Origin of the sequence: Sphingomonas sp. R647 (assembly GCF_020177055.1) — a bacterium.
Lineage (GTDB): Bacteria > Pseudomonadota > Alphaproteobacteria > Sphingomonadales > Sphingomonadaceae > Sphingomonas.
Genome location: NZ_JAIQXT010000004.1, coordinates 388190 through 412695, shown reverse-complemented (window position 1 = coordinate 412695; position 24506 = coordinate 388190). Strand labels below are relative to the sequence as shown.

Sequence of the window (24506 nt, the reverse complement as noted above, 5' to 3'; positions counted from 1 at the left end):
CGGATATGCTCGTTGCGATGGTGCTCGCCGCCGGATCGGGATGCGCAGCGCCCGTCTCCTGCCCTTCGCCGCAAGACGTGGTCGCCGCGTTCAACGCATTTGAAGGCGATCTGGAATGGGATCTGCAGGCCGATGCGTCGCGCGAGTCAGACGATGTCGTATCGGTCGCAGTCCATCGCACCCGCCGTGTCACCGACCTCCGCTGCACCACCGTTGAGGCCGAGCAACCAACCGTGGCATGCCGGGGCGTCCTGCATCGGATGAGTTCGCGCTCGCGACAGAATTTTCGGCTGATCCGCACCGCCGACGGTTGGCGGCTCGAGGATCACCTCAACCGCACCGGGACCTGACCTCTTCAATCTACCCCGTTCAGCGCCGCCTTGACCGCCCGCGCCACCTGCCGCCCCGATTGCCGCAGTGCCCCGGCAGCCTCGCCGCCGCCCGGCGTATGAATCGTGATCGCCACCCGCACATCACGCCCGCCACCCTGAACCGGCACCCCGACCCGCCCGCTCGTCGTCGGCACGAACAGCTCCGGCCCGCGCTCGCCGACGATATAGCCACGTCCCGGCGCCACCGGCCCGCCGGTCGCGCGCCCGGGCAGACCGAACAGGCTACCGATCGCCGCGCCAAGGCCACCGCCGCCGCCTCCGCCGAACAGCGCGCTCATCCCCCCACGCACCGCCTCCGCCGCAATCTCGGCCATGATCTGCGACGCCACGCGCTTCAGATCCTCGAACCCCAATTTGCCCGTCCGAACCGCGCGCAACAGCGCGGTCTCGATCCCGCGCCCCGCCCGGTCCGCCCCAGCCTGCAACGGCCCGTCGATCGCCGCACGCATCTCGGCAACATCGCGGGCAAAGCCCTGCGTATCGGCGCGCACCCGCACGATCATCTGTTCGATCTCGTCATCCATCGGGAAACGCCTCCATCAGTTGCGCGATCGTGTCGCGATCGGGCGGCGCGACCTCCTCGCCAGCCACCGCCCGCACCAGTGCCGCCAATTCGGCGGGCGTCGCATTCCAGAACAGCTCCGGCGTCCACCCGAACGCCACCCCCGCCTGCCCCGCCAGCCGCGCGGCACACTCAATGAAACTCATCGCCCGGCCAGAATCTGCCCGATCAGCACGCGCAGCGCCGGCGTCGCAGCGGCAAGTCCGCCCACCGCCACCCCCTCGCCAAATGCCTCCCGGGTCAGCCCCTCGGGCCGCTCCTTCAGGCAATGCCAGAACAACGCGACCATCTCGCCCAGCCCCAGCCGTCCCTCCGCCGCCCGCTCGACCAGCGCGAACAACGGCCCCAGCTCCTGCTCCGCCGCAACCAGCGCGCCAAACGAAGGCCGCAGCACCAGCTCCACCCCCGCAACCCGCACGCACGTCTCACCCCGCACCGGATTCGCGCTCATGCCGACACCACCGGCCCGGAACTCTCCAGGTTCAGCGTGTAACTCCGCTCCCCGTTGAAATCCCCGGCATAGTCCAGCCGCGTTACCAGGAACCGCCCGGTCATCGTCTCACCGCTTTCGAAGCTCAGCCGATAATCGTCGATCACCCCGCTCAGCGCATTTCCGCGGATCCGCGTCTCCGCCGCCGACCCGGTAAACACCCCCGCCGCCGAAACGCTCACCGATCGCACCCCGGCACCCGACAGCAGTTCGCGCCAGGCGCCCGAATCCTTCGACGTGATCGCCACCGCCTCGCCATTGACGCTCAGCTGCGTCGTGCGCAGCCCCGCCACCGTCGCATAGGCGACCGGCTCGCCGCCATCGCCTACCTTCAACAGGAACGCGCTTCCCTTCTCCACCGCCATATCCGTATCTCCCTCACCCACCCGATTTCAGCATGCGCAGCCGCCACTCACTCGTCGCGATCCAGCGCCCCTCGCCCTTCCGCTCCATCCGCGCGCGCAGCAGCACCCGGCTCGCCAGCTCCCAGCCCCCGCCGATCGCCCGCGGCATCGACGCCACAGCGGTCTCCAGCTCGCCTGAAAGCCGCCGCAGCCGCGCCGAACTCTCCCCGGCGTCGTGCAGCGCCACCACGACCCGCGCCTCGCGCCCGGCCATGTCCTTGGTGCCCCAGTCGCTCAGCAACGCCTCGCCGATCACCGCATGCGGCGTCGCCGCACGCACCGGCGGCGCATCGAACACCCCCGCCAGTCCCTCGGCGAGCGGCGCATGCGCGCTCAGCGCCGCCCGGATCGCCTCCGCCAGCACCACCGCCGCGCTCATCGCACCGCCCCCGCGCCCAGCCGCATCACCCGCCACGGTCGCCACAAAGCCGTCACCGCCGCCGGCGGCACGCCATCGCCATCCATCCGCAGATGCGCCGCCAGCCGCAGAATGCCGTGCCGCACCGGCTCGGGCACCGCGTTCCAGTCCGCCGCGCTCCCCGCCACATAGGTAACAGCGATCCGTCCGACGGCCGCACACCGCACCCACCCCCGACCCGCAGCGTCGATATCGATCCCATAAACCTCAGGCGTCAGCGCCACCGCGCTGCCATCCCCCGAAAGCGCGTGAACCGCCGTCACCGCCCGTATCGGCGATACGCTCAGCGCCTGCCACTCGCCTCGCGCCACCAGTGTCTCGCGCAGCGTCCGCTCCAGCAGCGGCGCCCCGATAAACCCCTCGCACAGCTCGGTCGCAACGCGCAGCTGCGCCGCCAGTTCGGCATCGCCATCGGCGCCCTCGATCCGCAGGAACGCGCGCAGCTCGGCCAGCGCGACGGGGGCCGCCTCGGGCGGCACGATCGTCTCGACCATCACCGCCGCTCCACCCGCACGTCGAGCGACCGCGCATCGCGCCGCCCGTCGCTCCACATTACCTGGTTGGTCAGGCGATAGACCATGCCGGGCCGCCCGCCCTCAACCGTCGCGGCACAGCGCGGCCCGCTGACCGCTTCGGCCACCACCGCCAGCCCGTCGTCATGCACCGGCTCGACCGCCCAGCTACTCGCGCTCAGCCCCGCCGCGCCGGCAATCGCCGCCCAGTCGATCGCATAGTCCAGCGCCGCCGCCGGATCCTTCAGGAAGATGCCCATCGCTCGCCCCCTTCTCCCAAGAAAAAAGGGGCGGCCCCGCAGGACCGCCCCTTCCAGATCGCCGCCGATGCGACGCTTCAACCGATGCGGATCGCCCTGTGGCGGTCGCCCGCCGCGAGCCCTGCCGCCGACGTCGCAACTGCCATGGCAAGATTGGCATCGCCCGCAACAGCTGCATCATTCGGGCGCGCTGTCCGCATCGCCCGCCGGTCCAGCGCGGCCAGCCCGACCGCCGCAAAGGGCACGACAAAGTCGGCCCCGATCGCCAGCGACCGCAGCCGCCTTCCGGCAATCGACCCGGCAGCGATGGGAGCGCGCGCAATCATGTCCGCGCTCCCGGCCCGCTCACCATGCCGTCATGATCCGCCAGTTGGCGCCGTCGCTGACGACCACGCCCGCATTCGACCCGCCGCCCGCTGCGACCGATCCGGCGGTGGTGGCATTGAGGTCTGTCACATAATGCAACGCCCCCGCACCCGCGCTCGCCGCCGACCCCGCGCTCGCAACCGTCGCGCTCGGCAGCTTCGGCGCCTTCATGAACTGCGTCTGCAGCGTGGTGAAGTTGATCCGCAGCGCGTCGGCAACATCCGCACCCTGCACGCTCTGACCGATCGTGAAATCGCCATTGGTCTTGAGCCGCAGGCCCCAGCGATGGAAGTTCGCTTCGTTGAAAAAGTCGAGATAGGTCGCGCCATTGCCCTCGATGCGAATACCGCTGGCGCCACTTGCATGGGTGTTGCGAACCTGGACGCCCTCGAACCGCGTCGATGCGGAAATCTCGGCCCGGAACCCCGTCACCGACCCGGTGACGGCATTGGCGTTGAGGTAGATCATCCGCGCGCCATTGGTGAAGCCCGACGTGCCCACCAGTGTGAACAGCGACTGGAACCCCAGCGGGTTGGTCGCAACGCTGCCGGCCGACATGTAAATGTCGCGATCGAACGTATAGCCATTGCCCGAATTGACGTAAGGCAGGTTGATCTGCGCAGTGCCCGCCGCGTTCGTCTGGGTCAGGAATGCCTGGTTGTTGCCCAGCCGGTTGACCCGCACCTGGTTCGACAGGTTGATCGACTTGGTGTCGCCGGCTGCTCCGTTCCAGCCGAATGTGACATGTGCATTCCGGTATCCGTCGGCAAAGGCGTAGAATGCACCCTGAAAGCTGATGTCGGAATCATTGCCCCAATCATCGCTGTCAAACGGGGCATAGATGCTGATCGGGCGATATTCCGATCCACCCGATCCCGTGGTGTGCATCGCGTGGTGGAATTCGGATCCGTCGATCCATTGGCCCGACTTTGCCGGATTGCGGCTCGGCTTCTTGAACCGGCTCTCGACCCGGATCGACGGCCCGCCCATATCGGTGTTGATCGGCGTAAAGCTGGTGGTGAGGTTCCAGCTCAGCCCGAACACATTATTGGTGTATTCGGGTTGCCCCGGAAACTGCGTGTTCGCCGCATAGGGGCCATAGGTGAACGCCAGCCCAAAGCGGATGCTCGACGGCTCACCGCCTTCATCACGCGACGGCGAATCATAAACGACCCCCTCCTGCGACCACCCTGAGTTGATATCCGGGGGCGTCGCCGCCTCGATTGTGTAGATGGGGGCCGACAGGCCGTTCACCCCGGTAATCTCATCGAGAAAGTCGCTGACGGTCAGGCTCTCATTGCCCGGAATTGCCTGCCACGCGGCGAACACGTCATGCGCCTGCACCGTCTCGTAAAATTCCGCCGCGACCGTCAGCGAAATCGATTTGGTCCCGGCCGGCAGATTCACCGCGCTGGTCCCGTCTGACGACACGATCGGATCGCGCACGATCGTCCCGCTGTTAAAGGTGCCGATCCCGACCTCGAACACGCTCGCATCCGCCGGCGCGCCGTCGATCGCATAGTAAAACTGGTCACCCTCGCTCAGCACCGACGCAAAGCTGCGCGATCCGGTCACTGCACCGGCCGGCGTAATCGCGCCGGTTCCGGTCGTCGTGGTCGTTTCCTCGACCAAATCTGCGTAAATCAGGTCTGCCATCTGTCTGCTCCTGCGGAGAACATGTCGGAACTGGCCGGGGCGCCCGCTTCGCCCCGGCCCGACTGTATCAGGGGTGCAACGAACGGCAGAATCACGATGGCTTCCGCCCCGCTAACCCTGCCGCGCTGCGTTCACGCGGCGGCGAACTTCATGATCTTGATCGCCTCGCTGTTGGTCACCGCGCCGCCGACCCGCTTGGTCGCGTAGAAATGCACGAACGGCTTGTTGCTGTACGGATCGCGCAGGATCTGCGTCTCGCCACGCTCGGCGATCAGATACCCCGCCTTGAAATTGCCGAACGCGATCGACAGCGAATTGGCCGCGATGTCGGGCATGTCTTCGGCCTCGACCACCGGATAGCCAAGCAGGCTCGCCGGCTGCCCCGCGCTCAGCGACGGTTGCCACAGCAACGCGCCGTCGCTCGTCTTGAACTTGCGGATGCGCGCCAGCGTCGCCGAATTCATGCACCACACCGCGCCCTGGCGGTACGGCGGGCGCAGCGCCTGAACCAGGTCGATCAGCCTCTCCTCGGGATTGGCCGCAAACGCCCCCGCCGCACCCGACACGATGTGCTGCAGCATCCCGAACGCACGGCTCTCATCGCCGGTCGCCGCCGTGGCATAGGTGAGGAACCCCTTGGGCTTGTTCGTCCCGTTGCCGCTGACGAACGCCGCCCCCTCGGCCCGCGCAAATTCGCGCGCGATCTCATCGGCCAGCCAGGCTTCGACATCGAACGCGCCGTCATCCAGCATCGCCTGGCTCGCCGCCGGATTGGCGAACAGATCGCCCATCGGCGGGGCGATCTCGTTGAACACCGGCGTATCGGTCTCGTCGCGCGCCGCCGTCTCGCTCGCCCAGCCCGATTCGGTCCCGCCCGATGCGACCAGCTTGCGATACCCCGCGCTGCCCACCGTCACGACATTCGCGATCGCGCGGATCGGCGAAATGCTCGCCAGCGTCGCATCGACCAGCGCGTCGATCTCGCGCGGCACGGCATAGCCGCCCTCGGCCCCGCTCACCCCCGACAGCGCCTTCATCTCCAGCGCGCCGCTGCCGCTCCGCAAAAACCCCTCGAACGCCGCGCCGCCCATGCTGCGCGCGCCACTCAACATCGGCCGCGCCACCGGCACCCCGGCCGCTTCCACCGCCTCGAACGACTGTTCGAGGACATCCGCCTTCGTTTCCATAGTCTTCTCCATGCCAAGAAAATCCTCCCCGGCACGGGGAGGGGGACCATCGCAAAGCGATGGTGGAGGGGGCGCGCACCAGGCGAACCCCGTCGTCTCAGAAAATGAATTGGCTATCAGCCATATTCGCGCCCATGCGCGCCCATCCACGATCCTGTATCGTTAGGACCGCGACGCACCGTCACTCCGGGAATTCCAAATGTCCAAACGATCGAACAGAAGCTGGATGAACGCCGGATTCGACGCCTGGTCCCTCGGCTTGGAATCTGCCGCGGTCATCGGCCTGCGCGCGACCAAGATCGCCCAGGGCGGCCCCGAGGCACAGCGCGAGACCGAATTGATGGTCTCCGAAAAAATGACCGCAGCGTTCGAGCTGCAGATGGCGATGATGACCGGCGCGATGGGCATGAGTCCCGCCACCACCACCCGCAAGGCACTCGCCCACTACCGCCGCAAAGTCCGCGCCAACGCCCGCCGACTCAGCTAATGCAAAAAGCCCCTCCCCTTCAGGGGAGGGGTTGGGGTGGGGCAGTCATAGCCTCGCGGAGACCGACAGCCGCCCCCACCACCGCATGCACCCGCGCCAACCCCTGCATCGGCCGCGCCACCAAGCTCACCTCGCACAGCTCCAGCCGCTCGATCTCACGCCACCGCCCGTGCCGCGCCCTGACCGTCCGGTACCCGAAGCTCAGCCCACTCACCGCGCCCTTCGCTACCAGCGCCGCCAGTTCGGGCACCTCAACCCGCCCGGTCACGCGCAACCCGCGCCCATCCTCACCAATCGCCTCGATCACCCCGACCGGCGCTCCGCGATGCTGCCACAGCAACGGCACCCGCCGCACCCGCGCCCCGAACGCCCCAGCCCGGATCACATCCCCACCCCGGTCCGGCACATCGAAAACCGCTGCGTAACCGGCAAACCTAATGCTCCCCTCCCGCTCGCGGGAGGGGCTGGGGGAGGGCCTGTCAGGACCACTCACTTCCCCACCCCCCAAAACCCCAATTTCACCGCCAGCCCCACCACCAGCAGCGCCAGCAGCATCCGCACGACCCACCCAGCGACCGCCTTCACCGCCGACCGCTTCGCATCGCGCCACGCCTCCAACAGCTCGCGCAGCTCGCCCATGTCCTTGCCCGCATGCGGATCGTCGAGCCCCAGCCGCGCCAGCGCCCGGCTCGCGCCCAGCTCGCCCGCTTCCTCCGCCACCGCGCGCAGCGTCGCCATGTCCGCGCCCTCGGCGAACCCCTGTGCGATCAACTGCGCCAGCAGCTTGCCGTCGACTGGCGCGCTCACGCCCCGATCCCTTGGCCAATCTCCGCGCCGATCCCCAGCATCGCGCGCTTCTCCTCGGTGGTCAGGAACTCCGCCCCGCTCACGCTGCGCCACAGCCGCTCACGGTCCTCGGCCATCGCCGGGATCTTGTCGACCGCGACCCACAGCCGCGCTTCGGGGAACCACGGCGACAGCCCCTGCGCCAATTCGGTCAGGATCTTGTCCGCCAGCGGCAGGATCGTCATCCGCCACACCGCCTTGTTCGCCTCACGATAATTCGCATAGCTATTGTCGCCGGGCAGGCCGATCAGCATCGGCGGCACCCCGAACGCCAGCGCGATCTCGCGCGCCGCCGCCGCCTTCAGCCCGACAAAATCCATGTCAGCAGGCGTGAGGCTCATCGCCTGCCATTTGAGCCCACCCTCCAGCAGCATCGGCCGCCCGGCATTCGCCGCGCCGGCAAAACCGGCTTCCATCTCGCCCTTCAGTCGCTCGAACTGTGAAGGCGACAGCGCACTCCCGTCCCCCGGCTCGTACACCAGTGCCCCCGAAGGCCGCGCGGCGTTGTCGAGCAGCGCCTTGTTCCACCGCGTCGCCGCATTGTGGATCGCGATCGCCCCCGACGCCGCGCCCAGGCACCCCAGCCCATAATGATCGTCGACCGGGTTGAAGGCCTTGAGATGCACGACCTGTGGCCGCCCCGCCGCATCCTCCGCCGCGATCATGCTGACGCTCCCGCCCACGCGATAGCGATAGCCGACCGGCCACCCCCCGGCATCGGTCTCCACACTCACCCGCTCGGGCCGCAGCGCGAACAGTTCGGCGACACCCCCCGCACTTGTCCCCAGCAGCTGCACATAGGCATTACCATGCAGCAGCAGCTGGGCGGCGATCGTCGCCCCCAACTCCTGCCCCTGGCTCCGCGCCGTGACCAGCTTCAGCAACGCCGCATCGCTCGCCGCGACCGGCGCGCCCGCGACGCCCTCGGCAATAATCTTCACCGCCCGCTGCGCCACCGGATTGGCGGCATAGCCGGCGCGCACCTGCGCCTCATAACTCTGCGGCCACTCACCCAGCACCGCGCCCGCGCCTTGCCCACGCGCCAACACCGGACGCGAACCCTCGCGCCCGGACTTCCGCCCGAACCATTTCATAATTGATCTCCGCTTGGCCCCAATCATTCCCCTCCCTGAAAGGGAGGGGCTAGGGGTGGGTGCGCGCGTCTGCGCGCTTCAAAGACTCGTCAGCGCTTCTTACCGAACCAAATCACGTGCCGCGGACCTTTCCCGTTGGAACGCGCCCGCACCTGAACCTCTTCAACCTCAAACCCCGCATCGCGCATCCGCCGCGTAAAGGCCGGGTCCGGCCCAGCCGACCACACCGCCAGCACCCCGCCCGGCGCCAGCGCCGCCCGCGCCCGCTCCAGCCCGCGCATCGTGTAGAGCCCGTTATTGGCGTCGCGCGTCAGCCCGTCCGGGCCATTGTCGACATCCAGCAGGACCGCCTCCCAACTCCCCCGGCTGCGCGCAATCTCCGCCCCGACATCGCCCATCACCAGCTGCGTGCGCGGATCATCCAGGCACCCGTCGGCCAATTCCGCCATCGGCCCGCGCGCCCATTCGATAATGCCCGGCACCAGCTCGACCACGCACGCCCACCCCTTCGGCCCCAGCCGCCGGAGCGCCGCGCGCAGCGTAAACCCCATGCCATAGCCGCCGATCAGCAGCCGGGCGCTCGACGGATCGCTCAGCCGGTCCAGCGTCATATCCGCCAGCGCCTCTTCCGATCCACTCATCCGGCTCGACATCAGCTCGTTGCGCTCGAGCATGATGATGTGATCACGCCCATGCCGCACCAGCCGCAACGGTTCCCCGCCCGGCACCTCGGCCACACCGATCAGCTCCCGAGGTGTCATCTCAACTCCACGTAAAACTCAAAACACTCTCGCCCTCGAGCAGCCCGGTCGAATTAAACCGCCGCTCGGCAATCCGCCCGCGCCCCAGATGATCCACCGTGACCACCGTGCTCGCCCGCGTCCCATAGACCGGGTTGCGGATGAACACCGGCGAGTCCACCGGCTCATGCGGATCGGGCTCATAGCGCTCCGCCGCCCCCGCCGGCCGCTCATCGGCGAGCGCGGCGAACAACGGCTCCAGCGACGAACTCCCCGCCTCCAGCCACGCGGTCAGCGCCATCTGCACCCGGATCGTCTTGGGCCACAAAGTATCGAACAACCCGTTCGACAGCCCGTGCATTCCCGGACTCAACGGTCGCCGCACCGGATCGGGCCGGTTCGACAGATACAGCGGCCCGTCGCGATCCACCGCGATCAGGTTGAACGGATTATACGCGTTCAGATCCTCCGGCTCATGCCCGGCGAGCATATCGGTCACCAGCCCCCCGCGCGACAGCCGCGCCGGATCGGCAACCTCGCCCCGCACATTGGTCACCGCCGCCAGCCTTCCGGCCTCATTCACCGCCAGCCAGGTCCCCCCAGCCTCCAGATCGCGCCCACCGATGACCGGCCCACGCGCCATCCACCGCGACAACGGAGCCGTCGCCCGCGCATGCCGCTCGTCACGGTTCCCCGCAGCGACCAACCGCCAATTGGGATGCATCCCCCACGCCAACGCCAGCACGCACATGCGCGGAGGCTTAGCGGGGGGCGAACGCGACAGCTAGAGCCGATCTCAAGGCTTGCGCACCCCAACCTCACCCTTCCACCCGAACACCAGCTCCCACGCCGCCCACACCAGCGCATCTGCCCGATCCGGCGAGCGCCCCGGCCCGGCATACTCGCCCCCGCGCACCAGCCCGCACAGTTCATCCTCCAGCGCCGCGAACGGCTCCGCATGCCGCACCTGCCGCCGCTCGTACAGCGCCGCCACCGGCTCGGCCCGCGCCGCCTTGCCCCGGCTCGCATGGACCAGCCGCACCGGCATCGCCACCGCCGCCGCGCGCAGCACGCTTTCGACCATGTCGCCGCCCTGGTTCTTCTCCGCCACCACCCGGTCCGCGCCATGCCGGTCGGCACACGCCGCCACCGCCTGCGCCCAGCCCTCGGGCGACAGCCCCGCCACGCTCGCATCCTCCAGCACGCACAGCCGCCCCGCGCCATCGATCGCCACCGCGACGATGCCGCACGCATCGCCCTCCGCGCTCGCCGGCGGATCGACGCCGACCACCACCCGCACCGGCGCATCCACCGCCACGCTACGCGCCGCCTCGATCATCGCCCGCGTCCACAGCGCGCCCGGCACATCGCTCAGCAGCTCACCATCCAGCTCCTGCCGCCCGAGCCGCGTGCCGCCATATTCGGCCTCCATCGCCGCGACGAAACTCGCCGGCAGATGCGGATTGTCCCGCGTCGCCCCGCGCGTCTCCACACAGCTCGGCAACGCCATCACCCGCCGCATCAGCCGTGTCGGCCGCGGTGTCGTCGTCACCAGCACGCGCGGCCGCTCGCCCAGCCGCAATCCCATCACCAGATTGTCCCACGCCGCGTCACCGCGCCGCCCCCATTTGCCCAGCTCATCGGCCCAGGCGGCATGATGCTCCGGTCCGCGCAGCCCTTCCGGCGACTCCGCCGAATAGGCAAAGCCGACCGCGCCCGACGGCCAGTGCAGCTCACGCGCACTCGCCTTCCACACCGGCTGCCGGTCGGAGCGTGCCGTCGCGATCAGCCCCGACTGACCCTCGATCATCACCCGCCGCACTTCTTCCAGGCTTGCGCCCACCAGCGCAAAGCGCCCCTCGGGTTCGTCCAGCGCCAGCTGATTGACCCATTCGCTCCCCGCGCGCGTCTTGCCAAAGCCACGCCCCGCACGGATCAGCCACACCCGCCAGTCTCCCGGCGGCACCAGCTGTCCGCCATGCGCCCACAGCTTCCACCGCGCCAGGAACTCGCGCCGCATCGGCTTCGTCATCCCGCGCACCGCGTGGCCGCGTTCTTCATCGGGCAGCGCGATCAGCCGGTCGATGAAGGCGCCGATCTCCGCATCACTCGCCATCGCGCGTACCCTCCGCCTGCGGGGCGTGATCGATCACCGCATCGCGTGCCAGGACCGGATCGCCCGCGCCCGCATCCTGCGCCAGCAACCCGGCCGTGCCCGCGGCCACCTGCGCCTCACGCGCGCGCCGCATCTCGATCACCTTCAGTCGCTTGAGCAGCACGGCGTCGGTCTCGTCAGAAGCGGCAAATTGCAGCGGGGGTCCGCCCTTTCGCGGCTTACCGTCCGTCTTGCGATGGGCCGCGAGCAAGCGCATTGCCGCGTCGAAATCGATCAGCGGCTGTTCGCATTGCTGGGTATCGACGTGATCGCCGGCACGGTTGCCCGCGAGCACATGGCCCAGCAGCAGCGTCTCGACCATCTGATAGCCAAGCGCCAGTGCCGCTTCCCACTGCTCGGCGAAACGGGCGTCGCGCCGCCGGTGCGCATAAACGGTTTCCACGCTCACATTCGCAATGGCAGCCGATTGGGCGACGTTGCATGTGGCAGCGAGGTGGTCGAGGAACGCGACTCGCATCGCCTTGCTCCAACGTGCGCGCGCACACTTGCCGGTCGCCACCCGCTGTCCATCCAGATCGATGCGGCATCCCATTGGCATTCTCGCCCCTCCCCAACGCAAATCGGGCCGACAGGCGTCCCCGCCCCGGCCCGACTTCACTCGATTTCCAATTCCCCGAAGACCGCGCTCAGCAGCCCGATCGCCGCGACCCGCAATTCTTCAACGTTCCTGTTATGTACCGAATGAGCGTGACGATGTCAAGCACTTTGTTCCCATTTGGTTCGCTCAATCATCCATCGCCGGTTCATCGCATCTGTGCCATGCTGCACCCATGACCCACCGCCGCGCCCCCGCCGCCCTGCTCGCCCCACTGGCCCTGCTCGTCACCGCCCTCCCCGCCACCGCGCAGGAGGCCGCCGCGCCCGCCGCCAAAGAGGCCCGCATCCCCTTCCCCTCGATGGTCCGCGACTTCCGCGCCGATGGCCGCGACGCCATCTACCTGCGCGCAGGGCGCCAATGGTATCGCGGGACCTTCTTCGCCCCGTGCTTCGAACTCCCCTGGGCATGGCAGATCGCCTTCAAGCCCTCTGGCGGCGTCGGCGGCATCGACCGCTTCTCCAGCATCATCGTCCCCCGCGAAGGCGAATGCCGCCTCGCCTCGCTGGTCAAGATCGACGGCAAACCGCCAGAGACCGCAAAGAAGCCGGCCAAGCCGAAGGACTGAAAATCGCTCTCCCAGCGGCATAAGTTGGTGTGGGGTGACCGCGCCAGCCACCTCATTCCCGACAATCGTCATCCCGGCCTTGTGCCGGGATCCACCGGGACCCAAGCGCAGGACAAGAGGTTCTTTCGCGGGAAGTGCGGCACCTTGGATCCCGGCACAGGGCCGGGATGACCATGATAGAAGCAACGGTCCGCACGCGCGCACCTCCTCGCCGCCCCTCTCGCCTTGATCGGCGAGACGGATGCCGCGGCTTGGCGGCTCGGCCGCCTAGCGAAGGATGGGAGAGGGGTTAGATCGGCGCGGAGCGGTGAACGCGCAGCCTGCAACGCCGCTTACCCGGACCTCAAACCCGCTCGTCGTCCCGGGCTTGACCCGGGACTGGGCTGCCTTGCGCACCACGCAGCCCGGCCGCAACGCAAGGCCCGACGAAGCAACCGCCATGACGCCCCAACCTCCTTCCGTCATGCTGAACTTGTTTCAGGGTCCACCGCACCACACGCGACTGAGCCGCTGGGCGCGACAGGGCCCAGAACACACGGGGGATGGCGGGCATGGCAGCAATTGGCTCAGAAGCGAACTAGCGGCCCGGCTAGGTTGAAAACAGGCCGCATGTCGAGGTCAAGATCGACCGGAAGCTGCCAAATTGCGGGTGGTGTCGAACAAAGGAAGTCACGCCCCTCGGGGCGTCCATTGAAAATCGCGTTGCCCACCCGCCCTGCAAATCACGACAGGAGTAGACGACCGCGTCCCCCTGTGCGCCGACCCGCCGGCATGAATGCGCCGCTGTTTCCCAGGCTGCTCGTTCAGTGGGTGGCTTCGAAATCGAAATGGGAAAAATGATGCAATCGCGATCACGCTCCCCGCACTGCTCGACCTTGTGCGTAACGCGCCCATGCGGCGTCATGACGGAAGCCGTAGAAAGATCGCGAGCAATTTTCAGTGCATGTTGTGCAGAGCGTGGCCCCTCATCCGGCTGGTAAACCGCTAACGCGGGGCCATTACAGGCTTTGGGCCGGGGTTGCTCGTTCGAACAGCTGACAAGGCATGTCAGGATCAGCGCGCTGGTGAACCATGGCCTCCGCATCGCACGAGGTTGTCTCAGTTTCGGGGGGGGCGCAATGGGGTCGGAAACCGCCCTACTTACCCCCCGGCCTCCTCCTCCCGTCATGCTGAACTTGTTTCAGCATCCACCGGGCCACAAGCGACTTAGCCGCGGGGTCCGACGCCAATCCGAAATCGGTCGAGGATGGCTAGGACAGCAATTGGGTGGGAAGCGGTCATTAGCGCTAGATCATTCGTAGTATGATTCTAACGTCCGGACCTCGCCCGTTACGCCATTCACAATCAGTATTTTTGGGCCATCAACCAGCCCCCCTTCCGGCGAGAAACAGTCTACGATAACCGTCCAATTGTCCGGATCGACGCCTGCGCGATGTGCTTCGACAACCTGAAAGCGCCAGCCCTTTAGATCCTGTGCCGCGATGTATTTGTCCGCCAGCAGCTTGGCCTGCTCAAGTGACACCTTTGGCTTCCGGCGTTTTATCATCCGGCCATTCTGAACACATCTGCAATGACCGCAATGGGGTCGCAAACCGCCCCTACTCGCCCCCCGGCCCCCACACCCCCGGAATCACCCACCGCCCCCGCGACCGATCAACCCGCCCCCCGGCCTCCTCGACCACGGCCCGGTCGACAATCCCCAGCGCCCGCGTTCCCATCGCCGCGAACTCATCATACCCATCGTTCGCAAACCCCTTGCGCGTCCGATGGATATGAAACCGCCCCGACAGCTTCCGCCCGAACGCGGCCTCGATCCGTTCGCGCCCCATGATCGATCCGATCAGCCCGCCCCAGGTCGCGGTCGGATTGTCCGAATCCCATCCCGCCAGCGTGCCGATCCGGATCGTCTCGCGCAGATCGCCCTCGCCATAGAAATAGCTGACCAGCCCGGCGGCAAAATTGATGCCCCCGGCGAAACAGCCATTGCAGTAGATCTTGCGCGCGGAGATGTCGTAGCCATCCGCCATCTCGACCTGATAGCGGCGATAGACCGCGTCGCGCGCCGCTTCCCAGCTGACGCCACTCTCATATTGCCCCCGCACAAAGCGGTACATCGCCAGCGGATAGCCGCCCTCGGGCAGCACCCGGCTCGCCTGCGCGGCAACGTCACGCAATTGCGTCCCCAGCGGTCGCGCGGGATCGACCTGCGCCGACAGCGCGTGCAGCGCGACATGGAATCGCGCAATATCGGCGGCGCCCCCGCGCGCTGCGGTGCGGATCGGCAGGTCGGCCATGCGTAGCGCAATGTCAGGGCGGCCCGGCGCGAACAGGCCGAAAATCTCGGTCGACAGCTGCGCGTCGATCATCTCCCAATGCTCGTTGCGCTTGGGGTCGGAGGTGTCGGGCGGCAGCACGCCCGCCAGCATCAGTTCGTGCGCGCGCTGGTTCGAAACCCACAGGTAATTCTGGTTGCCGGTTTCGTCCTTGCCATAGGGCGTGGGCTGCTTCTCGTCATAGATATGGTCGATCCACGCCTGCCGGATCTGCTGCGGCGTCAGGATGCTGGTGCCGTGCTTCAGCAGCGCTTCCTGATAGATATATTCGATATCGGTATCGTCATCCGCGCCCCAGCTTTCCCCCGGCCCGCGCAGCACGAAATCGATCGTCGGCGAAATCGGGCTGGGCTTGGTCGGATCAAAGATGCTCGGCTGATCAGGCTTGCCCCAATCGTCGCGCGTGTAGAATTTGCCGTGCGGGCCGTCGCCGCCGATCTTGTCCATCTCGGTGACCAGCCCCGTCCAGTTGGCGATGCTCTGGCCCAGCCAGAACCCCTCCATCCGCCGGGTATAAGCCGCGCGGTCGATCTCCAGCGCGGCGGGCTGCGCTGCCGCCATCTTGGACGCAGGTCCCGGCGCGGTCGTCGAACAGGCGGACAGGCACATGATCAGGGCAGGCAGCATCAGGCGGCGCAACAGTCTCTCTCCTCGAACCGGGGTCGGACCTCGCCGCCCTTCGCATCGTCGCCTGTTCCTATTGGCGCAGAACGCCAAGGTCGAGGCGTCAGGGCGCCCCGACCGCCGCCGCCCAGGCCGCGACCTCATCCTCACGCCGCCGCACCACGCGCAGCGCGCCCGCCGCGCCGGTCGCCGGGTCCACCTCGATCACGCCGTCCCATTCGAACGTCGCATTGCCCGCGATCGTCACCGCGTCGCCGCCCGCCGGCCCCTCGGCCCGCGCGCGCACGCGGCCACCGGGGTTGAACACCGTCAGCCACGCCCCGAACGGCAGCCGCCCGGTCAGCCCCGCGGCATGCGCCGACGCCGCCATCGCGCTTCCACACGCATTGGTCAGCCCGACCCCACGCTCGAACGTTTGGACGAACAGGTCATCGCCGCGCACTTCGACAAAGCTCACATTGGCGCGATCGACCAGCAGTTCCGGCCCCGCCTCGCACCAGGTGCCCAGCGCAACCAGCTCATCAACGTCCACCTTATCGACAAACGCGATCAGATGCGGGTTGGGCATCGCCAGCGCAGTAAAGGCGCGCCCGCTCGGCAACCCCGGCACCACCGCGTCGATCACCGGAGCAGCAACCCGAATACCCACCGCCGCCGGATCGATCGCCACCGGCCCCACGGTCTCGCGCACGGTATAAACGCCGGGAGCAAGGCTATCCTCGCGCGCCACCTGCGCCCCACTCGTCTTCAACCGCACCCGCGCCGCATCCAGCCCAAGCGCCTCAAACCCGGCGCGCGCCACACACCGCAACCCATTCAAGCAGGTCTCTGGTTCGGACCCATCTGCATTGATGACCCGCATCGAAAAATCCGACCCGGCATCGCCCGCGGTCAGCAACAAAATCCCATCCGCCCCCACCGGCCCGTCACGATCGCTCAACGCCCGAGCAATCCGCCCCCAACTCGCATCATCCAGATCCAGGTCGCGGCTGTCGATCAGACAGAAGTCATTCGCCGACCCATGACATTTCAAAAAGTTCAGTTCCATCCGGTGACATCTACGCCACCGCGAACTCGGCGCAACTGCAGTTCGTCTTGCCGTCCGCAAACCCGCTCTGGCGCGCGTGCGGCCAAGCTGCCACAAGATCCGGAATGGACGGCATATTGTTCCTCGCCGTGGTCGCACTCGGCATCATCGCGATGGCGCAGGGCCAGCGACTACGCGCCCTGACACGCCGGATCGAGTGGCTCGAAAGCGCCCCACGCGCACAGCCCCAGCCCACCCGCGTGACCGAACCCGCTCCCGTCGCGATGGTCGCGCCACCGCCCCCCGCCATCACTCCGCCGGTCAAGCGCGTCGACGCCCCGCCACCACCGCCCGCCCCCACGCCCGAACCGGAGCCCGACCGCCCCAGCCTGGAATCGCTGATCGGCGCACGCCTGCCCGTCTGGATCGGCGCGGTCGCCTTGGTCGTCGCGGGCTTCTTCCTCGTCCGCTACGCCGTCGAAATCGGCCTGCTCACCCCAGCAGTCCGCACCATCCTCGCCGCGCTCTTTGCGATCATCCTCGTCGGCGCGAGCGAAGCCGCCCGCCGCATCCCCGCCGTCGCCGAAGATCCGCGCATCGCCCAGGCACTCGCCGGCGCGGGCATCGCCAGCAGCTACGCGACGCTCTACATCGCCGCCGCGCTTTACAACCTAATCGGCCCGCTCCCCGCCTTCATCCTGATGATCGGCGTGACCGCGCTCGGCCTGTTCCTCGCGCTGCGCCATGGCCCGCCCACCGCAGTGCTGGCGCTCGCCGGAGGCTTCGTGGCGCCGCTAGTCGCCGGTTATGACGCAGCGGGAATTGGCCCGCTGCTCGCCTATCTCGGCCTGTTCACCGCAGCACTCTTCGGCCTGGCGATCCACCGCGGCTGGGGCTGGCTCGCGCTCGCCGCCACGGTGGTCGGCTTTGGCTGGGTGAATTTCCTGCTCGTCGCGCTGGAGCCGACCCGATTGACCGGCCCAGCCGCCTTCGTCATCGCCCTCGCGCTTGCCGCCACCCTCGCCCTCCCGCGCGCCGGGATCACCAGCGCGTGGCTGCGCACAGCCCCACTGGTCGCCGGCCTTATCCAGCTGCTGATCTTCGCCCCCGCGCTGACCTTCGACGGCTTTGCGTGGAGCTTCTACCTCGTCCTCGCCGCCGCCGCGCTTTTCCTCGCCTGGCGAGACGGACGCCATTTGCCCGGCGCGCTCGCCGCACTCGGCCTCTCGCTGGTCCTGCTCGCCGCAGCGTTGGTCGCCCCGGACCACGGCGCGACCTTTATCGCCGCGCCGGTCCTCGCCTTGCTCTTCGCCGCGCCCGGCCTCGCCCTGCTCGACCGTGCGCGCAGCTGGGCCGTGATCGCGCTCGGCAGCATCGCCGGACCGCTGCTGCTCGCCAACCTGCTTGAGCCATCGCGCCTCGCCGACTGGCAATGGTCAATCCTCGAGTTCATCGCCGCCGCGCTCGCCGCTTTCGTCAGCTGGCGCCGCCGCACCACGATCGACAGTAACGACCCCGGCCTCATCGGCGGAGCGCTCGCCGCGGCGATCCTGTTCGCCACCGCCGCCGGCCAGCTGGTCGCGATCGAATGGATCGGGGCCATCTTCGCCCTCGCCACGATCGGTCTTGGCCTGTGGGCGAGTTACACCGGCGACCGCGCGCTGCTCACCCTGCCCGCCCTCGGCATCGCCGCGATCCTGTTTGCCGCGATCGAGCCGATCCTCGACTATGCCCTGCTCATCGCCCAGTCGCTCGCCGGTGAAGGCGTCACCTATCCCCTCCTGCCACCCCTCGCCGAAGCACTCCGCGCGCTCCTCCCGCTGATCGCCACCATCGCGCTGCTCGCCCCGGATTCGCGCCAGTTCGGCCGGCTGCGCAATGCAGCGCTCGGCATCGGCATCGCCGCCGCGCTGCTGCTGCTCTACCATCTCGCCAAGCTCCCGCTCGCCATTGCCAGCGACATGCGCTTCGAAAGCCTCGGCTTCATCGAGCGCGCGGCGATCACCCACACCCTGTTCGCCGCTGCGTTCGTGCTCCAGACCCGACGCCCCGCCATCGCGCCCGTGTTGTTCGGCCTCGCGCTCGGCCGCCTGCTCTGGTTCGACCTAGTCGTCCTCAACCCCGTCTTCGTCGCGCAGCAGGTCAGCTTCTTCCCGCTCGCGCTGCATTTCGCGCTCGCCGGTTTCTGGCTCTACCGCTTCCTGCCCCAGCCGCTGGCGACCCGCGCCGCCATCGCCGCCGCCTTGGTCGCCACCCTCGCCGCCGTCCGTCAGGCCGCGCATGGCGGCATCATCACCGGCCCGATCGGAACCGGAGAAAATTACGGCTATTCGGCCGCTCTCCTCCTCGTCGCGCTGGCCGGGCTGACGCTGGGCATCCGTTCGGGCAGCCGCGACCTGCGCCTTGCCGGGCTGGGCCTGCTCACCTTCGTTACGGTCAAGGTGTTCCTGATCGATGCTGCCGCACTCGACGGGCTGCTCCGCATCCTCTCCTTCCTCGGCCTCGGCATCGCGCTGATCGGAATCGGCTGGGTCTATCGCCGCTTCCTCGCCGCGCGACCGAAAGCGTCAGTGGCGGGCGCCTGACCCGCACGGCATCAACGGCCTCACAGCAACAGGAGGCCCAGATGACCCGCACCGTCCACATCGTCGACCCCGCCGACACCGATCTCGACGCCGCCCGCAACATCGCGCTGTCGGGTGAGCTCGCCAGCTACGCCCGCGCCGCACAGGATCCGCTGGCGATGCTCGAAGCGGCCAAGCTGCTCGCCACTCTTCCCCGCAGGATGTTCGTCCGCGGCGCAACTACCGCCCCCGCGCTCTATGCCGAAGCCCGCCTGCTCGCCCGCAGTGATCCCGCGATGCTCGCCGAGATCGACGCCGTGCAGTACGGCTATGCCCGCCCCGCCCGCGGTAATTGCTACGCCGCCGAAAGCTGGGTCGTCGGCTATCGCGGCAACGGCATCGGCCTGTCCGCCACCCCTGCGCCGCAGGTCCGGTTCCGCGTCGGTACGCCGGCCTGGACCGGCCCCCGCCCCGCCAGCGCGGCCTGACCGATGCGCGCCGCCCTGCGCTTGATCGCCATCGCGCTCACCGTCGCCGCGCTACCCGTTCGTGGCGAAGATCGCCCACGCCCCGTGACCGGCAGCGAGATGCGCGCCGAAGCCCGAACGCTGGCGGGAAGCGATCCCCGTCTGCTTGCCGAGGTCGAAGCGGCAGAGGCCGAAGCGTCGCGCGGAGTGCTCGGCGCCGGCCCGATCTCTATCCGTCACACCGTTCCCGGCGGCGCAAGCTGGTCACTGCCCATCTCCCGCAACGCCGACGCAGCTGCAACAATTGCCGTCCGGCGGATCGGAATCAGTCCCGTTGCGCTTACGATCCTCGACTCCGCAGGCCGCCAATTGTGCAGCGACACGAGTGGCGGTGCCGTGCTCGCCTGCCGCATCCCCGCGGGTGGTGGCCCACTCATCGCCCGCGTTGCCAATCGCGGCACCGACGCTACTGACGTGCTGCTCGTCACGAATTGACCGGTCACGGCAAGCGATAATGATCCGCCAGCCGGTCGAGCGCGAGGGTGAGCACCAGCCGACCCGCCCGCGCCGGCCACGCCAGCGCCTTTTCCGCCACCGGGACGCTTTCCCCGGCACAGATCACCCGCCACAAGATATCCGCCAGCCCCCGCCCCGCCGCCGCAATCGCCGCGTCGAACCGTCGCTTCGCCGCGATCTGCGCCTCGGTCGGGTCGAGTCCGACACCCGGCCCGCCCCCGCGCCGCGCCGCAGGTGCCGCGTCCCAGCGCATCGTCACGCGCGGTCCCAGCGCCGCCATCTCGTAATCGTCGCGCAGTCGCTCGCCCGCCTCGAACTGGCGCGCATCGACCATCCCCCGCGCCCGCAGCCACGCCAGCGGCGATTCGGCATCGTTGACCGTTACCCTTCGCCCCGCTCGCCGCACCGGGGCGTGCCGCACCACTTGGCCATCCTCGATCGTCCGCTCGACCAGTTCCCGCATTCGCCACTCCTTCACACGCCCGCGAATCGGACTTGCCATTGAGTCATGCTTGTAGGAAAGAAGTTTAACCGTATCGGTTATCAGGAGCCGCCATTGATCACCGCGATCCGCGAAGTCCGCCGCGCCAAGGGCCTGACGTTGGAAGGAGTGGCACAGCGCTGCGATCCGCCCACCACGGCGCAGACGATCGGGCGGCTTGAGACCGGCACCCGCACGGTATCGGTCGTCTGGCTCAACCGCATCGCCGCTGCGCTCGGCGTCGATGCCGCCGACCTCGTTCGCCTGCCCGACCGCCCCGACATCCCGGTCGCCGCCAGCCTCGATTCGACCGGGGCACAGGCGCTGCGCCGCCCCGCCACGGTCGTGCCGCCGATCGCAGAGCCCGATCTGGTGGCGGTCACGGTCAGTGGCAGCATCGGCGACTATCGCGCAGGCGACGAGATCTGGTGCCACCGCCTCGCGCCGGCTGCATTTGGTCAGGCGCTCAACCGCGACGTGCTGATCCCCCGCCCGGCGGGCCGCTTCCTGTTCGGCCGCCTGATCGCGCATGAGGGCGAAGGCGGACGGCTCAACATCCTCCCGCTCGGCCCCGGTGCGCGGCAACAGGTCGTCGCCGACCCGCCTTGGATCGCCTGCGCCACCCGACTTGTCCGGTCGCTTTAGCGTCGCCGGGCGCTCCTGCACGCACGGCCATCCGCATTTCCCCCTATCTTGCGTCGTGCCGCGAGCAGGCGCATGCTGGCCTTCGTCCTTTTAGGGGAGGGATGCCAATGCACTATTTGACCGGGCTCACGCTGGCCCTGTTCGTCGCGTCACCTGCACTTGCCGAGGATTGGGATTTCGTCCTGATCAACGGCACCGGCAAGCCGATCAAGACCGTCGAGATCGCGCCGACCGGCTCGACCGATTGGAAACCGGGGCTTGAGGAAGAGGCGGCGCGCCGCGCTCCGGTGATCAAGCCGGGTGCCCGAACCACCGTGCGCCTCGACCGGCCGTCAAGCCAGTGCCGCTATGACGTGCGCGCAACCTTCGAAGATGCCACGACGATGGTCTTCGCCAACGGCAATATCTGCGACAACAGCTATCTCACGGTGAAGCTGACCGGGGGCAAGCCGTCGATCAGCGCCAATTGAGGTAGGCTGAACCCAATTCCGGAGTATCTGGTGGGCGCTGACGGGCTCGAACCGCCGACCCTCTCGGTGTAAACGAGATGCTCTACCAACTGAGCTAAGCGCCCGGACCGCGCCCCGATAGGCGTAACCGCCGCGCGCGTAAAGACGCGCGGTGGTTTCCATCGCGCCATCAAATCGGCTAGCGCGCGCGGATGACCAGCACGCCCGTCGTCACCCGCTTCGCGCCCAGCCCCACCGGCCACCTGCATGTCGGCAATATCCGCACCGCGCTCCATAACTGGATGTGGGCGCGCAAGACCGGCGGGCGCTTCCTGCTGCGCATCGACGACACCGATGCCGAGCGCTCGCAAGAGGCGTATGTCGACGCGATTCGCGCCGATCTCGCCTGGCTCGGCCTCGATCCGGATGGCGAGGAGCGCCAGTCGCAGCGTTTCGACCTGTACGAGCGTCGCTTTGCCGAACTCGTCGCGGCGGGCCGCGTCTATCCGGCCTATGAAAGCCAGCAGGAACTGGAGCTCAAGCGCAAGATTCAGCTCGGGCGCGGCCTGCCCCCAATCTACGACCGCGCTGCGCTCGCGCTCAGCGACGCCGACCGCGCCGCGCTGGAGGCAACGGGGACCCGCCCGCACTGGCGCTTCAAGCTCGACGCAAGCGCGCCGATCGAATGGACCGACCTGATCCGCGGCCCCCAGCGCTTCGATCCGGCGACGATGAGCGATCCGGTCATCCGCCGCGCCGACGGGTCGTGGCTCTATTTGCTGCCCTCGGTCATCGACGATATCGACATGGGCATCACCCATGTCGTGCGCGGCGAGGATCATGTGTCGAACACCGCCGCGCAGGTCCAGATGTTCGCCGCGCTCGATGCCGCCCCACCCGCCTTCGCGCATGAGGCGCTGCTGACCGGGAGCGAGGGGAAGTTGTCGAAGCGACTCGGCTCGCTCGGCTGCGATCACTTCCGCGACACCGGGCTGGAGCCGCAGGCGATCATCGCGCTGCTCGCGCGACTTGGCACCAGCGACCCGGTCGAACCGCATGCCGACCGCGCCCCGCTGATCGCCGGGTTCGACTTCGCCCGATTCGGCCGCGCGCCCGCGCGGTTCGACGAAGCCGAACTCGCGCATCTCAATGCACGCATCGTCCACCAGCTCCCGTTTGAAGCCGTCGCCGATCGGCTGCCGGATGGCATGGACGCTGCGGCATGGGACGCGATCCGCCCGAACCTCGAAACCGTCACGGGCGCGGGCGACTGGTGGCAGGTGGTCGCCGGGCCGGTCGATGCCGCCCCCGACGCCGAGGATTCCGCGTTCCTCGCCACCGCTGCGGAGGTCGCCGCGTCGATCGACTGGACTGCCGACCCCTGGCACGCGCTGACCGGCGCGCTCAAAGAGGCGACCGGGCGCAAGGGCCGCGCGCTGTTCCACCCGCTGCGCCGCGCGCTCACCGGCCGCGACTCGGGACCGGACATGGCGGCACTGCTCCCCCTGATCGGCCGCGACCGCGCGATCGAGCGGCTACGCGGCTAGAGCATCGCGCGCTAACTCTGGATCTCTCTATAGCCGTTTGCCCTGATGGTCAGGTCGCCAAAGCCCCCGGCTTTGGCTGGAACGTCCGGGGGACGTTCCACCTGGTCATTGTCGAAGGGCCGCTCCCAACAAGCGTGGTACGCGGTGCTTCGACAAGCTCAGCACAAACGGCTGTGTGAGTCGGGTTTAATGAGCGTTGCTCCAGACCTGTTTTCTCTCATCGGCACCAGTTCACCCCCGCTCCACACCAAGAAAGGATTTTGCAACCTTCATGTGATGGTATATCATCCATATTACCGGCAAAGACCGGAATGATGGAGAGCCTGTCATGCACACCAACCGCTATCAGCCTTCCGCTTCGCGCCCGGCCAGTGCCGGCGCTTCCCTCCTCGTCCTTGCCGCTGTCGGCTTCGGCGCAACCCTTGTCGGCCCATCGGTCATCCCGATTCTGACCGATCCGCCGATTAAGATCATCGATATTCCAATCGACCAGCCCAAGCCGACCCCGCCGCCGCCAAAGCCGGAGTCGAACAAGGTGGTCGAGCGTCGCACCACCCCCGCGCCGCATCAGCCGGACCCGCTGGTCGAGACGCGGACTGCGGCGGGCAACTTCACATCAACCACCGAATTCACGCCGATCACCAGCAACCCGCCCGCCGACCCCGGCCCGCTTTCGGGTGGCGCCACCGTCGCCGACCCGCCCAAGCCGCCGGTGATGATCGGCGCGACGGTCGACCCGCGCTACGCCGACTCCCTCCAGCCGCCCTATCCCAGCTCCGAAATCCGCGCTCAGACCGAAGGCAAGCTGACCGCGCGCGTGCTCGTCGGCGTCGATGGCCGGGTGAAGGCGATCGAGATTCTGCGTACCCCCAGCAAGGGCCTGTCCGAAGCCACCCGCCGCCATGCCCTGACCCGCTGGCGCTTCAAGCCCGCGACGCGCGACGGCGTGCCCTATGAGGACTGGATGACCATGACGCTGAGTTTCAAATTGGTGGATTAGCAGCGTTGGCCCCGGCACCGGCCCGCTCCCCCACCCGGCCACCCAGCGACAGTCTATTCTATGGGTGGCCGGGTGGGGGAGCGGGCCGGCGCCGACTGCC

At 68.2% G+C, this 24506-nt stretch carries 31 protein-coding genes and 1 tRNA gene; 10 read left to right on the top strand and 22 right to left on the bottom strand.

Annotation, left to right across the window (positions count from 1 at the left end; all coding sequences use genetic code 11):
• The first annotated feature begins 5 nt into the window (after nt 1-5).
• Nucleotides 6-350, top strand: a complete 345-nt coding sequence (locus K9B35_RS12190; protein WP_224922108.1) for a hypothetical protein — start codon at nt 6-8, stop codon at nt 348-350.
• A gap of 5 nt (nt 351-355) precedes the next feature.
• Here the strand turns inward: K9B35_RS12190 and K9B35_RS12185 are convergent, their stop codons facing one another.
• The 10 genes from K9B35_RS12185 to K9B35_RS12140 all read right to left on the bottom strand — a co-directional run bounded on the left by K9B35_RS12185 (nt 356) and on the right by K9B35_RS12140 (nt 6247).
• Nucleotides 356-916 (bottom strand): tail tape measure protein, encoded by a 561-nt coding sequence (locus tag K9B35_RS12185; protein WP_224922107.1) that lies wholly within the window; start codon nt 914-916, stop codon nt 356-358.
• The gene (locus K9B35_RS12180; RefSeq protein WP_224922106.1) at nt 909-1100 is read right to left on the bottom strand and encodes a phage tail assembly chaperone; all 192 of its coding nucleotides are present in this window, start codon (nt 1098-1100) and stop codon (nt 909-911) included. The genes K9B35_RS12185 and K9B35_RS12180 overlap by 8 nt, the downstream gene beginning before the upstream one ends.
• Entirely contained in the window at nt 1097-1405 is a 309-nt protein-coding gene (locus tag K9B35_RS12175) for a gene transfer agent family protein (RefSeq protein WP_224922105.1), read from the bottom strand. The genes K9B35_RS12180 and K9B35_RS12175 overlap by 4 nt, the downstream gene beginning before the upstream one ends.
• On the bottom strand, nt 1402-1809 hold the full coding sequence (locus tag K9B35_RS12170; protein WP_224922104.1) for a phage major tail protein, TP901-1 family: 408 nt from the start codon (nt 1807-1809) through the stop codon (nt 1402-1404). Before K9B35_RS12170 ends, K9B35_RS12175 begins: the two co-directional genes overlap by 4 nt.
• Nucleotides 1810-1822: 13 nt before the next feature.
• Nucleotides 1823-2227 carry a DUF3168 domain-containing protein gene (locus K9B35_RS12165; protein ID WP_224922103.1) on the bottom strand — a complete coding sequence of 135 codons (405 nt, stop codon included), beginning with the start codon at nt 2225-2227 and terminating at the stop codon, nt 1823-1825.
• A complete protein-coding gene (locus tag K9B35_RS12160) occupies nt 2224-2760 on the bottom strand; it encodes a hypothetical protein (protein ID WP_224922102.1) in 537 nt (178 codons plus the stop codon). Before K9B35_RS12160 ends, K9B35_RS12165 begins: the two co-directional genes overlap by 4 nt.
• Nucleotides 2760-3038 carry a hypothetical protein gene (locus K9B35_RS12155; protein WP_224922101.1) on the bottom strand — a complete coding sequence of 93 codons (279 nt, stop codon included), beginning with the start codon at nt 3036-3038 and terminating at the stop codon, nt 2760-2762. The genes K9B35_RS12160 and K9B35_RS12155 overlap by 1 nt, the downstream gene beginning before the upstream one ends.
• A 77-nt stretch (nt 3039-3115) precedes the next feature.
• Entirely contained in the window at nt 3116-3364 is a 249-nt protein-coding gene (locus K9B35_RS12150) for a hypothetical protein (protein ID WP_224922100.1), read from the bottom strand.
• 19 nt (nt 3365-3383) lie between these two features.
• Nucleotides 3384-5060, bottom strand: a complete 1677-nt coding sequence (locus K9B35_RS12145) for a hypothetical protein (RefSeq protein WP_224922099.1) — start codon at nt 5058-5060, stop codon at nt 3384-3386.
• Between the two features lie 131 nt (nt 5061-5191).
• A complete protein-coding gene (locus K9B35_RS12140; RefSeq protein WP_224922098.1) occupies nt 5192-6247 on the bottom strand; it encodes a phage major capsid protein in 1056 nt (351 codons plus the stop codon).
• A gap of 199 nt (nt 6248-6446) precedes the next feature.
• Here K9B35_RS12140 and K9B35_RS12135 point away from each other — a divergent pair, with 199 nt between their 5' ends.
• A complete protein-coding gene (locus tag K9B35_RS12135) occupies nt 6447-6734 on the top strand; it encodes a hypothetical protein (RefSeq protein ID WP_224922097.1) in 288 nt (95 codons plus the stop codon).
• A gap of 19 nt (nt 6735-6753) precedes the next feature.
• Here K9B35_RS12135 and K9B35_RS12130 read toward each other — a convergent pair whose 3' ends face one another.
• The 7 genes from K9B35_RS12130 to K9B35_RS12100 form a co-directional block, all read right to left on the bottom strand.
• Nucleotides 6754-7227, bottom strand: coding sequence for an HK97 family phage prohead protease (locus tag K9B35_RS12130; protein WP_224922096.1), 474 nt, complete (start codon nt 7225-7227; stop codon nt 6754-6756).
• Nucleotides 7224-7472: a DUF6127 family protein gene (locus K9B35_RS12125; protein WP_224922245.1), complete on the bottom strand. Its 249-nt coding sequence runs from the start codon at nt 7470-7472 to the stop codon at nt 7224-7226. Before K9B35_RS12125 ends, K9B35_RS12130 begins: the two co-directional genes overlap by 4 nt.
• Nucleotides 7473-7537: 65 nt before the next feature.
• Nucleotides 7538-8674, bottom strand: a complete 1137-nt coding sequence (locus K9B35_RS12120) for a phage portal protein (RefSeq protein ID WP_224922095.1) — start codon at nt 8672-8674, stop codon at nt 7538-7540.
• 89 nt (nt 8675-8763) lie between these two features.
• The gene (locus K9B35_RS12115; protein ID WP_224922094.1) at nt 8764-9435 is read right to left on the bottom strand and encodes a spermidine synthase; all 672 of its coding nucleotides are present in this window, start codon (nt 9433-9435) and stop codon (nt 8764-8766) included.
• Nucleotide 9436: 1 nt separating this feature from the next.
• Entirely contained in the window at nt 9437-10165 is a 729-nt protein-coding gene (locus K9B35_RS12110) for an NRDE family protein (RefSeq protein ID WP_224922093.1), read from the bottom strand.
• Nucleotides 10166-10210: 45 nt separating this feature from the next.
• Complete coding sequence (locus tag K9B35_RS12105) at nt 10211-11530, bottom strand: DNA-packaging protein (protein ID WP_224922092.1); 1320 nt, start codon at nt 11528-11530, stop codon at nt 10211-10213.
• Nucleotides 11520-12047, bottom strand: coding sequence for a hypothetical protein (locus K9B35_RS12100; RefSeq protein WP_224922091.1), 528 nt, complete (start codon nt 12045-12047; stop codon nt 11520-11522). The genes K9B35_RS12105 and K9B35_RS12100 overlap by 11 nt, the downstream gene beginning before the upstream one ends.
• Nucleotides 12048-12360: 313 nt before the next feature.
• On the opposite strand from K9B35_RS12100, the gene K9B35_RS12095 reads away from it, so the two are divergent.
• Nucleotides 12361-12753: a hypothetical protein gene (locus tag K9B35_RS12095; RefSeq protein ID WP_224922090.1), complete on the top strand. Its 393-nt coding sequence runs from the start codon at nt 12361-12363 to the stop codon at nt 12751-12753.
• Nucleotides 12754-14044: 1291 nt separating this feature from the next.
• Here the strand turns inward: K9B35_RS12095 and K9B35_RS12090 are convergent.
• The 3 genes from K9B35_RS12090 to dapF form a co-directional block, all read right to left on the bottom strand.
• Nucleotides 14045-14299 (bottom strand): hypothetical protein, encoded by a 255-nt coding sequence (locus tag K9B35_RS12090; RefSeq protein ID WP_224922089.1) that lies wholly within the window; start codon nt 14297-14299, stop codon nt 14045-14047.
• A gap of 52 nt (nt 14300-14351) precedes the next feature.
• A complete protein-coding gene (locus tag K9B35_RS12085; protein WP_224922088.1) occupies nt 14352-15725 on the bottom strand; it encodes an ADP-ribosylglycohydrolase family protein in 1374 nt (457 codons plus the stop codon).
• A gap of 88 nt (nt 15726-15813) precedes the next feature.
• Nucleotides 15814-16758 (bottom strand): diaminopimelate epimerase, encoded by a 945-nt coding sequence (gene dapF / locus K9B35_RS12080; RefSeq protein ID WP_224922087.1) that lies wholly within the window; start codon nt 16756-16758, stop codon nt 15814-15816.
• 104 nt (nt 16759-16862) lie between these two features.
• Here dapF and K9B35_RS12075 point away from each other — a divergent pair, with 104 nt between their 5' ends.
• From K9B35_RS12075 to K9B35_RS12065, 3 genes are read left to right on the top strand one after another with little or no spacing between them, the layout of a single operon-like run.
• Nucleotides 16863-19322 carry a DUF2339 domain-containing protein gene (locus tag K9B35_RS12075; RefSeq protein WP_224922086.1) on the top strand — a complete coding sequence of 820 codons (2460 nt, stop codon included), beginning with the start codon at nt 16863-16865 and terminating at the stop codon, nt 19320-19322.
• Between the two features lie 41 nt (nt 19323-19363).
• Nucleotides 19364-19789: a hypothetical protein gene (locus K9B35_RS12070; protein WP_224922085.1), complete on the top strand. Its 426-nt coding sequence runs from the start codon at nt 19364-19366 to the stop codon at nt 19787-19789.
• 3 nt (nt 19790-19792) lie between these two features.
• Nucleotides 19793-20263: a hypothetical protein gene (locus K9B35_RS12065; protein ID WP_224922084.1), complete on the top strand. Its 471-nt coding sequence runs from the start codon at nt 19793-19795 to the stop codon at nt 20261-20263.
• A 4-nt stretch (nt 20264-20267) separates the two neighbouring features.
• Here the strand turns inward: K9B35_RS12065 and K9B35_RS12060 are convergent, their stop codons facing one another.
• A complete protein-coding gene (locus tag K9B35_RS12060) occupies nt 20268-20747 on the bottom strand; it encodes a DUF6456 domain-containing protein (protein ID WP_224922083.1) in 480 nt (159 codons plus the stop codon).
• Between the two features lie 93 nt (nt 20748-20840).
• Here K9B35_RS12060 and K9B35_RS12055 point away from each other — a divergent pair, with 93 nt between their 5' ends.
• Nucleotides 20841-21410, top strand: a complete 570-nt coding sequence (locus tag K9B35_RS12055; protein WP_224922082.1) for a helix-turn-helix domain-containing protein — start codon at nt 20841-20843, stop codon at nt 21408-21410.
• Between the two features lie 107 nt (nt 21411-21517).
• Complete coding sequence (locus K9B35_RS12050; protein WP_224922081.1) at nt 21518-21880, top strand: hypothetical protein; 363 nt, start codon at nt 21518-21520, stop codon at nt 21878-21880.
• A 28-nt stretch (nt 21881-21908) separates the two neighbouring features.
• Here the strand turns inward: K9B35_RS12050 and K9B35_RS12045 are convergent.
• Nucleotides 21909-21984, bottom strand: a tRNA-Val gene (locus tag K9B35_RS12045).
• An 87-nt stretch (nt 21985-22071) separates the two neighbouring features.
• On the opposite strand from K9B35_RS12045, the gene gltX reads away from it, so the two are divergent.
• Both gltX and K9B35_RS12035 read left to right on the top strand, forming a co-directional pair.
• Nucleotides 22072-23406, top strand: a complete 1335-nt coding sequence (gene gltX / locus K9B35_RS12040; RefSeq protein WP_224922080.1) for a glutamate--tRNA ligase — start codon at nt 22072-22074, stop codon at nt 23404-23406.
• Nucleotides 23407-23734: 328 nt separating this feature from the next.
• On the top strand, nt 23735-24406 hold the full coding sequence (locus tag K9B35_RS12035; protein WP_224922079.1) for an energy transducer TonB: 672 nt from the start codon (nt 23735-23737) through the stop codon (nt 24404-24406).
• Nucleotides 24407-24506: the final 100 nt, after the last annotated feature.

Excerpts from the sequence above, each read along its gene's own strand:
- K9B35_RS12165 (WP_224922103.1), bottom strand. The coding sequence starts at position 2,227 with ATGAGCGCGGCGGTGGTGCTGGCGGAGGCGATCCGGGCGGCGCTGAGC.
- K9B35_RS12120 (WP_224922095.1), bottom strand. The coding sequence starts at position 8,674 with ATGAAATGGTTCGGGCGGAAGTCCGGGCGCGAGGGTTCGCGTCCGGTG.
- K9B35_RS12175 (WP_224922105.1), bottom strand. The coding sequence starts at position 1,405 with ATGAGCGCGAATCCGGTGCGGGGTGAGACGTGCGTGCGGGTTGCGGGG.
- dapF (WP_224922087.1), bottom strand. The coding sequence starts at position 16,758 with ATGGAACTGAACTTTTTGAAATGTCATGGGTCGGCGAATGACTTCTGT.
- K9B35_RS12135 (WP_224922097.1), top strand. The coding sequence starts at position 6,447 with ATGTCCAAACGATCGAACAGAAGCTGGATGAACGCCGGATTCGACGCC.
- K9B35_RS12160 (WP_224922102.1), bottom strand. The coding sequence starts at position 2,760 with ATGGTCGAGACGATCGTGCCGCCCGAGGCGGCCCCCGTCGCGCTGGCC.
- K9B35_RS12110 (WP_224922093.1), bottom strand. The coding sequence starts at position 10,165 with ATGTGCGTGCTGGCGTTGGCGTGGGGGATGCATCCCAATTGGCGGTTG.
- K9B35_RS12170 (WP_224922104.1), bottom strand. The coding sequence starts at position 1,809 with ATGGCGGTGGAGAAGGGAAGCGCGTTCCTGTTGAAGGTAGGCGATGGC.
- K9B35_RS12145 (WP_224922099.1), bottom strand. The coding sequence starts at position 5,060 with ATGGCAGACCTGATTTACGCAGATTTGGTCGAGGAAACGACCACGACG.
- K9B35_RS12060 (WP_224922083.1), bottom strand. The coding sequence starts at position 20,747 with ATGCGGGAACTGGTCGAGCGGACGATCGAGGATGGCCAAGTGGTGCGG.
- K9B35_RS12140 (WP_224922098.1), bottom strand. The coding sequence starts at position 6,247 with ATGGAAACGAAGGCGGATGTCCTCGAACAGTCGTTCGAGGCGGTGGAA.
- K9B35_RS12035 (WP_224922079.1), top strand. The coding sequence starts at position 23,735 with ATGCACACCAACCGCTATCAGCCTTCCGCTTCGCGCCCGGCCAGTGCC.
- K9B35_RS12100 (WP_224922091.1), bottom strand. The coding sequence starts at position 12,047 with ATGCGAGTCGCGTTCCTCGACCACCTCGCTGCCACATGCAACGTCGCC.
- K9B35_RS12095 (WP_224922090.1), top strand. The coding sequence starts at position 12,361 with ATGACCCACCGCCGCGCCCCCGCCGCCCTGCTCGCCCCACTGGCCCTG.
- K9B35_RS12125 (WP_224922245.1), bottom strand. The coding sequence starts at position 7,472 with ATGGCGACGCTGCGCGCGGTGGCGGAGGAAGCGGGCGAGCTGGGCGCG.
- K9B35_RS12155 (WP_224922101.1), bottom strand. The coding sequence starts at position 3,038 with ATGGGCATCTTCCTGAAGGATCCGGCGGCGGCGCTGGACTATGCGATC.
- K9B35_RS12150 (WP_224922100.1), bottom strand. The coding sequence starts at position 3,364 with ATGATTGCGCGCGCTCCCATCGCTGCCGGGTCGATTGCCGGAAGGCGG.
- K9B35_RS12050 (WP_224922081.1), top strand. The coding sequence starts at position 21,518 with ATGCACTATTTGACCGGGCTCACGCTGGCCCTGTTCGTCGCGTCACCT.
- K9B35_RS12115 (WP_224922094.1), bottom strand. The coding sequence starts at position 9,435 with ATGACACCTCGGGAGCTGATCGGTGTGGCCGAGGTGCCGGGCGGGGAA.
- K9B35_RS12065 (WP_224922084.1), top strand. The coding sequence starts at position 19,793 with ATGCGCGCCGCCCTGCGCTTGATCGCCATCGCGCTCACCGTCGCCGCG.
- gltX (WP_224922080.1), top strand. The coding sequence starts at position 22,072 with ATGACCAGCACGCCCGTCGTCACCCGCTTCGCGCCCAGCCCCACCGGC.
- K9B35_RS12075 (WP_224922086.1), top strand. The coding sequence starts at position 16,863 with ATGGACGGCATATTGTTCCTCGCCGTGGTCGCACTCGGCATCATCGCG.
- K9B35_RS12090 (WP_224922089.1), bottom strand. The coding sequence starts at position 14,299 with ATGATAAAACGCCGGAAGCCAAAGGTGTCACTTGAGCAGGCCAAGCTG.
- K9B35_RS12105 (WP_224922092.1), bottom strand. The coding sequence starts at position 11,530 with ATGGCGAGTGATGCGGAGATCGGCGCCTTCATCGACCGGCTGATCGCG.
- K9B35_RS12190 (WP_224922108.1), top strand. The coding sequence starts at position 6 with ATGCTCGTTGCGATGGTGCTCGCCGCCGGATCGGGATGCGCAGCGCCC.
- K9B35_RS12180 (WP_224922106.1), bottom strand. The coding sequence starts at position 1,100 with ATGAGTTTCATTGAGTGTGCCGCGCGGCTGGCGGGGCAGGCGGGGGTG.
- K9B35_RS12070 (WP_224922085.1), top strand. The coding sequence starts at position 19,364 with ATGACCCGCACCGTCCACATCGTCGACCCCGCCGACACCGATCTCGAC.
- K9B35_RS12185 (WP_224922107.1), bottom strand. The coding sequence starts at position 916 with ATGGATGACGAGATCGAACAGATGATCGTGCGGGTGCGCGCCGATACG.